The following is a 14,679-nucleotide window of genomic DNA, read 5'->3' on the forward strand; positions in this document are numbered from 1 at the left end:
ACTAATCCAGCGACAAAACAGAACCCCTGCGCGCCGGCGTAGTCATCTGCATAGGCCTCGACAAACGAGGCTCATCAGTGACCTCGCTGGCTGCACGGAAAACCGGCAGCATCGAGCCCTATTTGCACAAGGAGATACCCATGAAGCGTTCCGCTCTTGCTGGTTTGTTCATTACCGCTGCGATGCTGGCGTCCCCCGCGTTTGCGGCCGGAACAAAAGACGATCTGTGCCAAATCAACCTGGACAAAATCAACAACGGTAAAGCGTTGCTCGCCACCGACACCAGCGGCAAATCTGGCGAAATCGACACCGCCGTTTCCCAAGCCAAGGCAGCCCATGCGGCAGGCGATGACAAGAAATGCATCGAGATCACCTCCAAGGCCCTGCAAAGCCTGCAAGACTCGGACAAAGGCGGCAATCAGTGACTCGCTGATTGCCCGAGGCCAACCTTCGGGTTGGCCTTCTGTGACCGATTGACGTACACTGCACAGGCTTGTCACTCACCAAGAAACAACGAGTTACAAGCACGGGGCCGTTTAGGATTCGACGCCGGTTGCGAAACTTTAGGTGCATGCCGAGTTGGTAACAGAACTCGTAAATCCACTGTTGCAACTTCTTATAGTTGCCAATGACGAAACCTACGGGGAATACGCTCTCGCTGCGTAAGCAGCCTTAGCCCTTCCCTCCTGGTACCTTCGGGTCCAGCAATCATCAGGGGATGTCTGTAAACCCAAAGTGATTGTCATATAGAACAGAATCGCCGTGCAGTACGTTGTGGACGAAGCGGCTAAAACTTACACAACTCGCCCAAAGCACCCTGCCCTTCGGGTCGCTGAGGGTTAACTTAATAGAAACGGCTACGCATGTAGTACCGACAGCGGAGTACTGGCGGACGGGGGTTCAAATCCCCCCGGCTCCACCACTTCAACATCTAAAGACGTCCACGGACGTCTTTTTTTGTGCCTGAAATCCAGTAAATACAGGGCCTTGGTGTCTATTAGCGTCCACAGACGTCCGACATAATCCACGCCATCTTGTATTCCACATGGTATTCCAAGCCCTTCAGTGGTAGTTTTTGGAATACCGAATGATGTCATGGAATACCTCATGTGCGCCCAAACCACCCGACTCTCTGATCGCCAACTCAAAGCGGTAAAACCGAAAGACAAGGATTACGTCCTCAGCGATGGGGACGGCCTTCAGCTTCGGGTGAGAGTCAACGGCTCGACGCTCTGGAACTTCAACTACCGGCAGCCGGTCACCAAGAATCGTATCAATATGGGGTTCGGCACCTACCCAGAGCTCTCCCTCGCGCAAGCCAGGAAGAAGACCGTCGAAGCTAGAGAACTGCTCGCTCAGGGCATCGACCCGAAAGAGCATCGTAGCGCCTTGGAGCAAACAAAAAGGCAGGCAACCGAGCACACATTCGAAAACGTGGCGTCTGCCTGGTTTGAACTCAAAAAGGATTCTGTCACTCAAGCTTATGCCGAGGACATCTGGCGTTCGCTCACATTGCATGTCTTTCCATCACTGGGAACAACACCCATCTCCCAGTGCAATGCCCCGATGGTCATCCAGTTGCTGCGCCCTTTGGAAACCAAAGGCAGTTTGGAGACAGTGAAGCGACTGACCCAACGACTCAACGAGATTATGACCTACGGTGTGAACTCGGGGATGATCTTTGCCAATCCACTCAGTGGCATCCGGGCGGTTTTCAAAAAACCGAAAAAGCAAAATATGGCTGCCCTCCGCCCAGAAGAGCTGCCAGAGCTAATGGTCGCCATCGCCAATGCGAGCATAAAGAGAACGACACGCTGCCTGATCGAATGGCAACTCCACACCATGACGCGTCCTGCGGAGGCCGCCACAACTTCCTGGGCCGACATCGACCTCGACAAGAAAACCTGGACGATCCCAGCGGAGCGGATGAAGAAGCGACGAGCACACGTTATACCACTGACCGAACACGCTCTTGCTTTGCTTGAGACAATAAAACCCTACAGCGGTCATCGGGAGTTTGTGTTTCCAGCAGATAGAGATCCACGAACTCACTGCAATAGCCAGACGGCAAACATGGCCCTGAAGCGCATGGGCTTTGAAGGTCGATTGGTGAGCCATGGAATGCGCTCCATGGCTAGCACCATCTTAAACGAACAGGGATGGGACCCAGAGCTGATCGAGGTCGCACTTGCGCATGTGGACAAAGACGAGGTGCGTAGCGCTTATAATCGCGCGGATTACATAGAGAGAAGACGCCCCATGATGACCTGGTGGAGTGAACACATCCAACAAGCCGCCACTGGAAACTTGTCAGTTTCAGCCATTCAGGGAACCAGGGGAGTAAAGGTAGTATCGATGCGATAGCTAGCCACGCGAGATTTATTGTCGCTGGCAACCTACCCTCTCAATACATATTCCGTGTTACCCACGGCTTACCTTTTCAATTATGGAAGCGCCAGTTATCCGCTGAGTTGTCGTTTTGTTCCACCGAGTGCTGCATCCTGTAGCCCTGAATGATTTCTGACGCAGCAGCGTTGTTTCGAACCTCATAAGAGACACCACCTGGCGCGGCTGAAATTAGCTGCACTACTGTGCACGGCAATCCTGCAGCACTAAATTTTCGTTCAACAAACTCGGTCTCAGCACGATCGTGACTCGACATTAGGACTTGGTAGCCCTCCAACTCAACGAGATTACGCATCACGTCCGTGAATGCAGCCGAGTGGATCACATCGTTGTGTTGTAGGGGATCATCCAAAAGGAGCGCTCGCCACCTCGACCAAGGATAGGAGACGCTAGCACTGCAAAGAATACTGAAACCGTTGGCAGCTAACTGCCCCTCGCTCAGGATGAGCTGGGGATTAAGATTACGGATTTCGGAACTACCTCCATCCTGCGCGCGACGACGGATGCGAGCGCTAAATTCGGTTCGGTCAGCGAAATAGTCCGCATTAAAGAACACTGATGTCCCGGGGCTGGTGAGAAGAGCATCGTTGAAGGCGCCGATTAATTCGTTTAATGGGCGCAGAAACTGATCTGAAAAGGAGTCAGCCTCATCTTGTAATCGCTCAGCAAGACGATGGATCGCCTCACGCGCTACTTGAATTCGTGATGCATGAGAGCGGGCTGCCGCAACCGCGGCCTCCATGTTCGCACGGGTCGTCTCGACCGACCCAGTGCCGATCTGTGCCGAAACCATACCCCGCAAATTATCCAACTCTTCCTGACCGGACGTGAACTCCAGTGCCGCGACTAATCGCTGCCGCTCTGACTCGATTGCGCTGAGATCAAACCGTCGACTGCTGAGCTCTGCCAATTTATGCTCGAAGACCGCTTGAGTTGGTGGTGGTAATAACCCATGCGACGACCACATACCGGTCAACTCTGTAATCTGCTTCTCAAATTCGGCCCAAGTCTGTTCTTGCTCGGCCAACGCTCCGCCCAATCGCAAATTTTCTGCTTTCGATTCAGACAATACTTGGAGCTCGACAGCATTTAAGCGACGTGCAGCTTCCTGCGCAGCATCGACTTCATCGATGTCTGCCTGAACCTTGGCTAGTAGTGCGGGAACATTTTCAGGACTGAGCCCCTCCTCCCCTCCCCTTACTTGGAAACGCCGCTCAGCCCCCGCCAGATCTGAAATCGCACGAGCAATTTCAGTGCGCACATCGGTAACATCCGCTTCCAATTGTTGCAGCCGCTCAAAGCAATGATTTCGCTTGTGCTGCATCTCAACCGCCCCTATTTCCATCGAGGCAAGTGCGCGCCGTGCAGAGTCGAGCCGAATCTCCCACTCACCCAGCCGGGCAGCAGCCACCGCGGCGATATCGCTTACCGAATCCATAAGCTCCAGACGAGCGAACAGTTCGTTGCGCAGGGCATCTAGAGCAGATTGCGCATTATCAACTTCCTGTGCCGCATCATCTATTTCTGCTAAGGCACCGACGGCCGCAGCTCTTTGGCTCTGAGCGAACGACAGCTTCGCCTGAGCATCATCAAGACGCGTTTGTGCAACTGGGAGCCCCTCGTCCGCCTCCCTCGCAGAAAGTTCGGCCAGTTTTTTGAGCTCGCCCACGTCGAAGTGCGATTTGCAAAGAGGGCAATTGGTATCGTGCTCGCCAAGATGCGCAGAAATTGTCGCCAGCGCGCTTGAGATGGCCCCGGCGCGATCACGGCGCTCTTCAAGCTCGAGACGCCGACTCTCTACGAGAGATCTAGCAACCACCTCCAACTCCGCATACTCTGACTCAGAAAGTTCAGGTTCATCGCCAACCGCGCGGTCCTGTTGCAGCAACGCATCCGAAAGCCGGTCTTCTAATACAGACAGCTTGGCCGAATCTACGACGAGTGCCAGCGCGGCAGAATGGCGTTCCTCAGCAACAGCAAGAGCGGAACGCGCACTCTGCAACGCCGCAAGTTCCTCGTCAGCCTTTGAGCACTCCAGACGAAGCTCCGCAATTGAAGCTTCAATTTCCGAATTTTTTTCATCAAGCGTAATCCGCCGTCGAGCTGCTGCTGCAGCTTCGTCCAAGTCGGTCTGAGCACCTAGAAGAGTCGCCATACGCTCTCTCAAGCGCTGGCCTCGCTTGGAGATATCGCGCCAATTTCTATCCAGAATCTCGACTGAAGCCTCCAGCGCACTAAGCGCTTCCTCGCTCTCAATCTTTGCAGCACGCAGTGTTACGAGCGAAGCGCTCGCAGCGGACTGCCGACTCGACAAATTGGTATGCTGTTCAGGAATGCGAGCCAGTTGCATGAGGCGACTTTCCGCGGCTTCTATGGCTTTATTTGCATCGACAATCCGAGTTCGAAGTTCCGTAAGGAACTGCTCCAGATCGACTGCAGGGTGAGCCATCGCTCCATCTGCCACAAGCGACAGGCGTCGATTAAGACCCTCAGCCCCACGGATGATTTGATCTCGAGGAATAGCTCCGGCCGCTTCAGTCCTTCCTTCCTGACGCCGTAGTCTTTCGATTAGCGCATCCCACTGGGCGAGACGGTCCTCGTGTCGACTCAACTCCAATGCAGCGGTTTCGGCCTTTCGCTTCAGGGCTAGTGTTGCTGAGCGGCCGCGCAGTCGCTTGCGTATGTGCTCTAGCCGCTCAACTCCGGAAGGAACACGAAGGGCGTTCCACTGCTCGGGAGCCTCTCTCGACATGAATCGCTGTTGTGATCCTTGCCCCAAGAAATGAGTGAGTGCCAAGTAGGTGGAAAGACTATCCACCTGCTGCCCCCAACCTGGACTAACAAGAAGACTTTTCAAGTCTTGATCTGAAGTTCCACTAGGTCCATTGCGATTACCTTCACGCTCAACTTGATGGCCGTCGGAGAAACTCAGATTAACAGCGTGCGAGAACCGTTCAGCACCCTCTCTCGTCAGATAATCAGCCTCGGTGTTACCTCTACTGAGATACCGTTCGAAATGCTTTACTTCTGACGTCAACCCCCACTCAATCGCGTCGAAGAAGGAGCTTTTTCCTAACCCGTTCGGTCCGGTGATAATGACGACGCCGGGAGCGCCCGCAAGGTCGAGATCGAAATGCCCAAATGTACGAAAGTTGCGAAGTTGGATACGTTGAAGATAGAGACTCACGGTGTTATCTCCGGCCAGGCGTCTACGAGTGCATCTATAAGTTCAGCCCCATCTGCCAGATCAGAGTCGGCCAGTTCAAACCAACGATCAACCACGGACTGTTCGATACCTAGCTCTGCCGCAACGTCAATAAGAGCGCTTAAACGGTCCAATGGGGCCGCAGGCTGCGGTGGTAAAGCTTCCCATGGGCGGGCCAAAAACGTACGAGCTATAAATCCTGCGAATGCTTCATCACGCTCGTCTAAGCGCTCGGGCGGCAACCACACAAGCTTTCTAGCAACACGGTCATCTCGCTCAATCGCCAAAGCGAGTGCTCGCCATTCTGGATCGTCTTCACTGCCGTCCGGCCCAACGAGCCAAAGCTGCAGGTCCAGAACCTGCCCAGGGGCTAAGTGGGAGCGAGCAACAACACATTGATTTCGATATCGACGAACACCGTCACGAACCAACGCAACATCGGGCGAGACAGGCAGACGGCCGAACAAGATCGGAAAATGGCCTATGGTTACGGTGTCGATATCGACAGGAAGATGCGAGCCCCTCAGCACATCCTCGCCAGCACCACCGCGAAAATCGGCTGACGCCAATTCACTCCGAACCACTGCCTCAAGATCTAATGCTCCTGCAGCGGAGATTACGCGCGACACAAAATCGCTCAAGAGCTCGCTCATGCTTGCACTTCCCCTGTGTCAATCTGGGCTTGCCACTGCTGGCGCAAACGAGCTTCAGTGGCCGCGATATGGTTAACGACCGCATGCGCTCCGAGGCCCAATGCTCTCTGAAAACTCGCATCAACACCAATGATCACATTACATGGAGTAGGTGGTGCGTCCATCCTCATGTCTCCCAGTCCAGCATCTGACAAGGATAGTTGGCCGGCCTGCTCAAAACTTGCAGGAGCATTCAGCTCTGAAAGCAGGACAAAGGATGTCTGCCAGGCATGAAGAGTCGCCATTAATGTGATGCTCCGACCTTCGATTAGGTCTGCACCAGAGGCATGGATGGTGGCTATTTCTGTACCATCATCAGCACGGTTGTCAAAGTTACCTGGCGCCACACTCCGAGGAAATGAGTTGGGCCAAGCCTCGGCAGTAGCAAGCGCGAGAGTAATCGTTCGGATGATGTTCGCCATTCTTAGCGGCCCCACCAAAACCTGTCGATCGGTGTTGTCGCCGTCGTCCTCTATAGTGCATGCCGCCAATCGGAGTAGCCTGCCAAGCAAAGCCAAATCGGCCCGTAGGCGAATCTGCCAGGCAATCCACCTCCGAGCCATTTCGGATCGTAAAATGGGCTCAATCCTCCACGTTACCCAGTTCGCTGCCTCGCTACCTGTCGTGAGGTAGGTCATCAAATGCTCATCGACTTGATTAAGTGTCCAAATGTCCATACCTGCATGCAGTTCAGCCGCGACCACATCTGCATTGATGATAGCGGACTGCATTTGCGCAGCGACTGCTGCCCCTATGATCGGAGATTGTAACGAATGAGCATGTGGCGATCTTTGCGTAAGCGATGTTAACCATTCGTTCCAGCTGCGATCGTCAGTCTCCATACGAACCTGCCGGGCGTGAATTACGAACCTGGCGACTGCACCCGCTAAGCTCCCAAGATCGGTCGGCCTAGCGCCACACTCGAGGTTTAACGCTCGATCGGCGTTTTCCCACCAACTTAACAAATCAATCGGACGAATATTGCCGGACCAAACGATGGATGGGGGTCTGTCAGCGAGGCCGATCCGAACCCGTTGCGGCTGTTGTTGCACCGCAGCAGCGAGAAGATGACGCGAGACCGGAACGTTAGCGGTGGCAAGACCGTGGTCGAGCTCTTGAGCAGCACTCGGGAATAGGTGCGGTGGGGAGTAACGCTTCGAATCAGCAGCTAGCCAGTTCACGTGGTTCGCTTCATACGCGGCGCGAATATCCTCGAAGGGCCTAAAAGCCTCTAACTTGGCCGCACCATGGCGTATAAACAACTCATCGACCCTGAGTTCTGTTCCAGAAACAAAATAGAAACCCTGACGCGCAACATCCTCTGAAATCTCACCAGGTAGGTGCCTAATTGGTAGGCCGGCATCATGCGCAGCCGAGAAAAGCAGATACACCAATAGCCGGTTGAGCGTTGAAGTTGGTTGCACCAACAACTCATCCCGCTGAGTATTGAAGATAATATTTACACGATTACGGAGACGGCCTGCGATCTCGCCAATCAGACCATCATCGCGTAACCGTGGACCTACAAATCGTCCGTACGCGGCAAGGAAGTCGAAGCCCCTTCCGAACTGCTCAGCCTCAAGATCAATTTGCAATAATGCCTCAGAGATCTCTTCGATGCCCGGCCAGGTTGTCACCAGTTCGATTAAAGCCGTGTGATCAAAATCTTGAAGTGCTGCAGCGCAAAGATCGATTAGCCCACCATCCCCTGCTCCTGAAATGAGAATGGTTGTATCGTGATCAGCATATCGTGGCGCCCCAGGGACACCTCGGTCAGACCAATATGAGTTCCAAGGCGCATTACCGAGCTGACGCTCTCTACCAAAGCCAATTGCTATGAACACAGCGTCATAGCTCGCAGCTAATAGGTCATCACCCCGATCAGACTGGTGCCGAACTCGATAGGCGGCCGTGCCAATACGTTCAATGGCGGTGACTTCTCGCAGCACCTTGATGGCTAGCGCATTAGGCCGATGCGCCTGAAGTGTTCCGAACTGACGCATAACCTCGGCTGCAACTGAGTCTGCAGTACCTGCGCTCCAATTGAGAAAGGGCAGGCCAGCACTTCCCTCACGAGCACCTTGTCGAGGCCATTCATAAATGTGGGGATGAAGGTTGCGCTGTAAGCAACCTCGCTGCAAATGTAAGGCTTGCTCCTCGCGCTCGAACACGTCGACATGACAATCTGGCTTCAGGATCGACAACCCCGCGGAAACAGATAATCCCGCGGCCCCGGCGCCGATTACAGCAAACCTTCTCTTGCCCTGCAGTATGCCATTAGCAACCAGAGCACTTGCCAGGTTGAAGCCTCGGACTTGCTGTGAGTAGAACGTAATGCGGCTGTCATACGACCCTATCACATAGATCGATGGCCAACCTGGTACCTCCGCACCATTGATCGAGTCCAATTCGTTCATTGCAATCCCTAGTAGATCGACATGAAGCCTATAGGCACGTCGCCTCTGGCGCTAAGTGTCCGAGGATACTAAAGCGTGCAGTATGGAGCTAGTGGGTAGGTCTCAAGCGCCCCTCTCTTATTAGCTACGTAATTGCATGGATCTGATCAGCAGGCATTTGCTGCTGTGGCACATGCGTCAGAGGTGATTGGAATGAAGTGATAGCAGACCCAGCTCATCTAAACGCTGCCAGAAAGCCCCTTCGCGCAGGACTTGAAGTACAGTAGTGTCCCCCGGAGGCATCAACATTCCCGCAGCCAGGGAGACGGCCAATTTGCCGAGCGCTTGGTGTTGCCCACGGGCTAAACGCTGATGCAGCTGACATCTGACAGCGGTGTCACTCCAGACTCCGTCACGATGCCGACAGCCCTGAAGTGAAAGATGTCCTAGCGACTCAAATATCCCAGGACATCCTGAAACTGATCAGACACAAAGCCCCGATATTTCCGATACCAGTGCACTCAAACTCGGTCTCGCCGGATTAGGTTGCGACATCTAGGCTTTTCGTCGCCAAATGGCTGGCCTCGGTCATTGTTTTGCCCCATGCAGCGGGCTCCGGGGGTCAAAGCACCAGGCAACGGAGCTCATGACCTAAGAACTCGATACCACACAGTAAGCGTATTCTGGGGGGGGGCAGACCATTGATCGGTATTGCGACAACAAAGATCAGATGCGGAATTGTTTAACAAGTGCGTCAAGCCTGCTACCAAGTCCAGCGACACTTCTTGCGGTAGCGGCGCTCTTTTGAGTTTCTTGTGCAACCGTTTCAGCCGCTAGGGCAATACTGGTCATGCTTTGATTGATCTCCTCAGCGACTGCTGTTTGCTCCTCAGCGGCGGTGGCAATCTGAGCACTCATACCATTGATAGTACTGACTAGTTGAGCCATAGCGTCTAACGAATCACCTGCCTCGTTAGCTTGATCGCCAGAAATTTTGCCTTTTTCACTGGAGCTAACCATCGCTTTCACGGCAGCTGAGGTGCCTGATTGGAGGCGATTAATCATGCCTTGAATTTCTTGGGTACTGTTTTGTGTCCTGCTTGCGAGAGCTCGCACTTCATCCGCGACCACTGCAAAACCACGGCCAGCCTCTCCTGCTCGAGCCGCTTCAATAGCAGCATTCAACGCTAACAGATTGGTCTGCTCGGCGATTGAGCGTATGACGTCAAGCACACCGACAATTGACTGCGCATCGTGCTGAAGCCGGTCTAACGATATGCTCGTCACCTTCACGTCTTCAATCAATGAATGAATACTCCCGATTCCTCCATTTACGACCTCCCGGGCAGCAGTCCCAACCTCATCTGTTTCTTTAGCGGCAGTAGCGGCGCTTTGAGCACTACGAGCGATTTCGTGTGACGCAGCAGACATTTCATGCACCGCTGTCGCGACTTGGTCTGTTTCTAGTTTTTGGCGATCCATCACGAGTTCAGTTTGTTGTGCTTGGGCGGCCATTTCCTTTGAATGCTCAGCAAGATCGCGAGTGACCTCGACAATCTGCCTCACCACCCCATGAATTTTTTCGACAAACTGGTTAAAGGAATCGGCTAGGGCTCCAAGTTCATCTTTGCTGGTGACAGGTAGGCGACGAGTCAAATCACCTTCACCGGCGGCGATATCATCGAGATTGGATTGGATAACCAAGACAGGTTTGATAATCGAATTACCCAGGATCACAGCGATGACCGCAATCAAGAGCAGTAACACCAGGTCCGCAATCACAATACCTGTGGCTAGAGTATTGATTCGAGCGAATTGGGTTTGCGCAATGCGACTGACTTCCTCCTCAATGTCATCAAGGTTTACCGCGGAACCGATCATCATGTCCCACTTGTCTAGGAGTACTGAGTAACCGAGCTTCGGTACCGGCTTGTCACTGCCTGGCATGGGCCAGTCGTAGCGCAGGAAATGTTTACCCTCACGCGCTAGCTGGTTCAGTTCACGGATAACGTAAACACCGTTAGCGTCCATTGCGTTATAAAAGCTAACACCTATGTCGATATCCTTGTCAGCCCAAAACAGTCGCACGATGTCTCGATCATATCCAAAAAAATAGCCCTGTTCTCCATAGGAGAGCTTGCGCAGGATCTGTACTGCGCGATCTCTGGCCTCCACGTCGCCAAAGCTCGAGCTGTCATAGATGGCTTTTACGGAAGAGACAGCCATCTGGACATGGTTTTCGAGCGCTGCACTACGCTCTTTTAACAGTAGTTGCCGGGCTTGCTCAACCTCCTCCTGAGCCAAGCGAAATAGCACGGTTATTGAGACCGCACTCACTGCCACGGCAAGAACAAAGGTAGGGACAAGCGCCAGAAGGATGACCTTGCTACGAAGTTTCATATGACATAACCCCCGAATTGGTGCGTGGTCCAATTCCGTTTCTGCAAGTTATGCAGTTGAGGGGTATCGATAGATTGCAGGAGCCTGCTGTCAAAGTAGCTTCTAGTCATTATTTTTCCGAAAGTTAAGGCGCTGACTTACGGAGTATCGGCGGCATAAAGCGTTTGCCATAACCGGCGTTTTCGCAATCAATATTGCAAAAATGCAACTACCACTTGCAGTGGGCCGTCGCTTGAATCGCTCTTCGTATAGCTACTGGGAGTGTATTAAGAGTGACGACAGAGGGGGGGGATAAGTGCAGAGCCGATGTTTTCGATAACGCTACTCTCTGCTCGATGCGGCGCTTTGATATCTACTATGCGAGATTAGCTACTGCTGCCGCACAGATGTCACCCGTTTGACCACGCAAGGTATGTAGGACGGCTACTCCAGCATTGGCAGGTAGCCACTCCATCTATTACTCGCGCGTAAAAATGTCAGATCTGCTACGGGAAATGGTCTGCATCTGTTGGGTAACGGTAGCTTCGAGTCCAGCCGTATGTACTGTTTTGCATGGCGCTGCGTGTTGGGATGAGTACCTCCGTCATAACTCATTCGCCCAGTTCTGGGTTAAAAAACTGGTAAAGTGCCACCCGCCGCATCGCTGTGGTGAAAATCGTAAAGCCGATTGCTTGGGGGCAATATGCGTTGTGTCCTATACCTCGTTATGCCCCCTTGGGTGACATAACTACCCACGCGACAGACGATTAATTCAATATCGATGACAGTGCCGATACGGGTAGGCCGATGTGGTGATTGCCTTCCGTTTTCCAGTGCTCGCTGCGCGCCTAAAGCCCTGACAAGGATTGCACCATGCAACTGACCCAAGCCCCGGCCCCCGGTGCCCGTGCACTAATCCGCGATGAAGAGTGGATTATCCAGAACGCCGACCAATGCAATCTTGGTGGCTGGCAGCTCTCCTGTATCGGTGTGTCGGAAACCGTGCGCAATCGTCATGCTCTTTTCCTCACTCAGCTCGAAGACGTTACCCTGATTGATCCAGCAAAACTGAGCTGGTGTACGACGACTCGCCCACATTTATCGCCCTGGCTATCAATCGGTTTGAGCGAATAGTGGATCCTTAAGAAAGAGAGTCTCGAGGAAACTGACCGTCGCTTTAACGCGAGGTATGTATCGTAGTTCATGGTGTACGCCTAGCCATAAGTCTCGGGTTACGCGGACGTCTTCAGCTAATAGCCGACGTAGCCCGAAGCGGCTAGCGTCCGCGAACTCGGGTAGTAGCACTATTCCGACGCCCGCCGCGGCAGCAAACATTTGCGCGAGCATGCTGGAGGATTGGAAAGCATAAGTCGGTTTATCCACTACCTCTTCAAGCCAACGAACAGCATTGATATGAATCAGATCACCGATATAGCCCACAAATTTGTGCTGAGATAACTCCCCGGCGTTCTCAGGGGCGCCGTACTGCTCGATATAGCTAGGGGCTGCATACAGATGGAGTGAAAACCGCCCCATATGCTCAGTGTCGAGGCCTTTTCCATGAGGCTTGAAAAAGCCCAGAAATACATCAGCTTCTCGACGAGAGACATACAGCTGCTGCGCAGAGGTGACAAGTTCGACAGTTATGGCTGGAAATTCACGATTGAGGTCCACCAATCTGCTGCTGAGGTATAGCGATGCAATGCCCTCCATGGTGCCAATGCGCACTGGACCATGCAGAGCATTTGATCTCCGTTCAAGCGTTGCGGTCAGCGCCGCAAAGCCGTTGTCCATTTCTTGCACCGACTCAAGCAATTCTCCGCCAAATCCATTTAGAGCAAACCCCATGTGATTTCGCTCGAACAAGCTGCCGCCAAGAACGTATTCAAGCTGAGCAACGCGCCGACTGACCGTGGATTGGTCGATGCTCAGCTTGCGTGCTGCCTTCAGCAAGTTGCCAGTTCGCGCAACGGCCAGAAAGATCCTCAGATCGTTCCAGTTAAGATGGTCTAGAGACACAGAGTACCCTCGGTTACAGATTGAGTAGGACAAAGCACAAAGGTCCTGAAACAGGCCGAGCTTTTTGGAACAAAAAATTGCGCGAAAAAAAAGCCTCACCAAAAGGCAAGGCTTTTTCCCGCAGAGACGCCGATTACATAAAGCTGTAGGTGTAATTGAAGATCAGACGGGTCTGGTCCTGGGCACTGATATTGGTATCGCCACGATACGTGCCGTGACGCAGTGTCGTACCAAACCCTTTCAACGCTCCTGTTTGAATCACGTAATCAACGCGCAGGTCGCGCTCCCATTCGGATTGGTCGTTACCTATTCCATTGGTAGCTTTGATGTTTTCACCACGCAGATAGGCGGCCGAAGCCTTCAGGCCTGGAATGCCCAGCGAGGCGAAGTCGTAGGTGTACTGACCGAAAGTGGTGTTTTCACCGGCACGGACGAAGCTGTTGATCATGGCGTCGGTGAACAGGTAGAAACTTGCACCACCGGCACCGTAATTGTGGCCGCTGTTATTGAGCAGGCTTCCCTGATTCAAATAGACGAAGCCGCCGTCATCGTTGACGCGCTGATGACCGACCAGGAAGGCGTTGCCACCTAGGGTGTAAGTGAACATGGCGCTCCAGGTCTTGTTATCGACCTCGCCTGGGTTCTTGGCGAACCCACCGTTGTTATTGAATGTGTAACCCGGATCGCCGTTCTTGCCATCGGAACTGCTATCGAAATAGCGAATGTCGGTCTTGAACGACTGGTTTGTGCTGATCGGGTAAACGTGCACCAAGCCAAGGAAGTTCTGCTTATAGTAGTCTTCTAGGTTCGCATAGTAGTACTGCAGCGTCAGGTCCTTGGTGACCTTCCAGTCAGCACCGGCATAACGGAACTGGTTACTTTCCTGGGTACCACCATTCACCGCCAGGCCGGTGCTGTTGCTCGAGGCGCGACCTGTCGCGTGCTCCAACTGACCCACGTTGAAGGTCACGTTGTCGATTTCCTTCGAGGTGACGGTGCCACCCTCGAAAGTTTGTGGCAGCACGCGAGTGTCGTTCGCAATTAGGATCGGCATGTTTGGCTGCAGACCACTACCGTAATGGGCCTCTGTCTTGGAGAAGCGAGCTTTGACGTTGCCCGCAAGGCGACTCCATTCATCCACTGCCGAGCCATCAGAATCGCTAGGAGAGAAAGAGTTATTGTCCGGGTGATGGCCCTTGCCACCGTCCAGATGGATACCGACCAGCGCCTGGGCGTCAAAACCGAAACCGACGACACCTTGGGTAAAGCCTGACTGGAAATCGAACTTGAGTCCCTCAGCGGTTTCTCGCTGATTGTTAGCAGGAGTACTCGGACCTTCGCGAGCATCGGCGTTGTAATAAATGGTTCGCGAACTGACGGATACCTTGCTGTCTTCGATGAAGCCTGCAGCGACTGCCTGCTGCGTCAAAACCCCCGCAGCCACGGCTAGGGTCAAGGTGAACTTGCTCATTTTGAAGCTCCTCTCGTTTTTATAGTTGTGTTCTTGGCCCAGATTCATTTCCACCGGTTCAGTGATTGGCTCTATTGCGTGAGTTATAAGCCTCTAGTTTTTACTTATAAA

At 53.3% G+C, this 14,679-nt stretch carries 8 protein-coding genes, 1 other RNA gene and 2 pseudogenes; 4 read left to right on the forward strand and 7 right to left on the reverse strand.

Features of this window, described 5'->3' with window-relative positions:
* Positions 1-140 precede the first annotated feature (140 nt).
* The 3 genes from HX824_RS14595 (at position 141) to HX824_RS14605 (ending at position 2,364) form a co-directional block, all read left to right on the forward strand.
* Positions 141-425, forward strand: a complete 285-nt coding sequence (locus tag HX824_RS14595) for a hypothetical protein (protein ID WP_008436825.1) — start codon at positions 141-143, stop codon at positions 423-425.
* A 103-nt stretch (positions 426-528) separates the two neighbouring features.
* Positions 529-922: a transfer-messenger RNA gene (ssrA, locus tag HX824_RS14600) on the forward strand.
* 185 nt (positions 923-1,107) lie between these two features.
* The gene (locus HX824_RS14605; RefSeq protein WP_177054758.1) at positions 1,108-2,364 is read left to right on the forward strand and encodes an integrase domain-containing protein; all 1,257 of its coding nucleotides are present in this window, start codon (positions 1,108-1,110) and stop codon (positions 2,362-2,364) included.
* Between the two features lie 76 nt (positions 2,365-2,440).
* Here HX824_RS14605 and HX824_RS14610 read toward each other — a convergent pair whose 3' ends face one another.
* The 5 genes and pseudogenes from HX824_RS14610 to HX824_RS32950 form a co-directional block, all read right to left on the reverse strand.
* Positions 2,441-5,593: an AAA family ATPase gene (locus HX824_RS14610; protein WP_177054708.1), complete on the reverse strand. Its 3,153-nt coding sequence runs from the start codon at positions 5,591-5,593 to the stop codon at positions 2,441-2,443.
* Positions 5,590-6,264 carry an ABC-three component system middle component 1 gene (locus tag HX824_RS14615; RefSeq protein WP_177054709.1) on the reverse strand — a complete coding sequence of 225 codons (675 nt, stop codon included), beginning with the start codon at positions 6,262-6,264 and terminating at the stop codon, positions 5,590-5,592. Before HX824_RS14615 ends, HX824_RS14610 begins: the two co-directional genes overlap by 4 nt.
* Entirely contained in the window at positions 6,261-8,720 is a 2,460-nt protein-coding gene (locus tag HX824_RS14620) for an ABC-three component system protein (protein ID WP_177054710.1), read from the reverse strand. The genes HX824_RS14615 and HX824_RS14620 overlap by 4 nt, the downstream gene beginning before the upstream one ends.
* A gap of 705 nt (positions 8,721-9,425) precedes the next feature.
* A pseudogene (locus HX824_RS32945) lies at positions 9,426-9,920 on the reverse strand (methyl-accepting chemotaxis protein); the annotation flags it as partial.
* 363 nt (positions 9,921-10,283) lie between these two features.
* Positions 10,284-11,099, reverse strand: a pseudogene (locus tag HX824_RS32950) (cache domain-containing protein); the annotation flags it as partial.
* Positions 11,100-11,951: 852 nt separating this feature from the next.
* On the opposite strand from HX824_RS32950, the gene HX824_RS14630 reads away from it, so the two are divergent.
* Positions 11,952-12,212 carry a hypothetical protein gene (locus tag HX824_RS14630; protein WP_256347005.1) on the forward strand — a complete coding sequence of 87 codons (261 nt, stop codon included), beginning with the start codon at positions 11,952-11,954 and terminating at the stop codon, positions 12,210-12,212.
* Here HX824_RS14630 and HX824_RS14635 read toward each other — a convergent pair.
* Positions 12,192-13,097, reverse strand: coding sequence for a LysR family transcriptional regulator (locus HX824_RS14635; protein WP_177054712.1), 906 nt, complete (start codon positions 13,095-13,097; stop codon positions 12,192-12,194). The genes HX824_RS14630 and HX824_RS14635 overlap by 21 nt on opposite strands.
* Positions 13,098-13,230: 133 nt before the next feature.
* Positions 13,231-14,568 carry an OprD family porin gene (locus HX824_RS14640; RefSeq protein ID WP_177054713.1) on the reverse strand — a complete coding sequence of 446 codons (1,338 nt, stop codon included), beginning with the start codon at positions 14,566-14,568 and terminating at the stop codon, positions 13,231-13,233.
* Positions 14,569-14,679: the final 111 nt, after the last annotated feature.

The organism is Pseudomonas sp. D4002 (genome assembly GCF_013385665.1).
Taxonomy (GTDB): Bacteria; Pseudomonadota; Gammaproteobacteria; order Pseudomonadales; family Pseudomonadaceae; genus Aquipseudomonas.

Excerpts from the sequence above, each read along its gene's own strand:
- HX824_RS14595 (WP_008436825.1), top strand. The coding sequence starts at position 141 with ATGAAGCGTTCCGCTCTTGCTGGTTTGTTCATTACCGCTGCGATGCTG.
- HX824_RS14605 (WP_177054758.1), top strand. The coding sequence starts at position 1,108 with ATGTGCGCCCAAACCACCCGACTCTCTGATCGCCAACTCAAAGCGGTA.
- HX824_RS14615 (WP_177054709.1), bottom strand. The coding sequence starts at position 6,264 with ATGAGCGAGCTCTTGAGCGATTTTGTGTCGCGCGTAATCTCCGCTGCA.
- HX824_RS14620 (WP_177054710.1), bottom strand. The coding sequence starts at position 8,720 with ATGAACGAATTGGACTCGATCAATGGTGCGGAGGTACCAGGTTGGCCA.
- HX824_RS14630 (WP_256347005.1), top strand. The coding sequence starts at position 11,952 with ATGCAACTGACCCAAGCCCCGGCCCCCGGTGCCCGTGCACTAATCCGC.
- HX824_RS14640 (WP_177054713.1), bottom strand. The coding sequence starts at position 14,568 with ATGAGCAAGTTCACCTTGACCCTAGCCGTGGCTGCGGGGGTTTTGACG.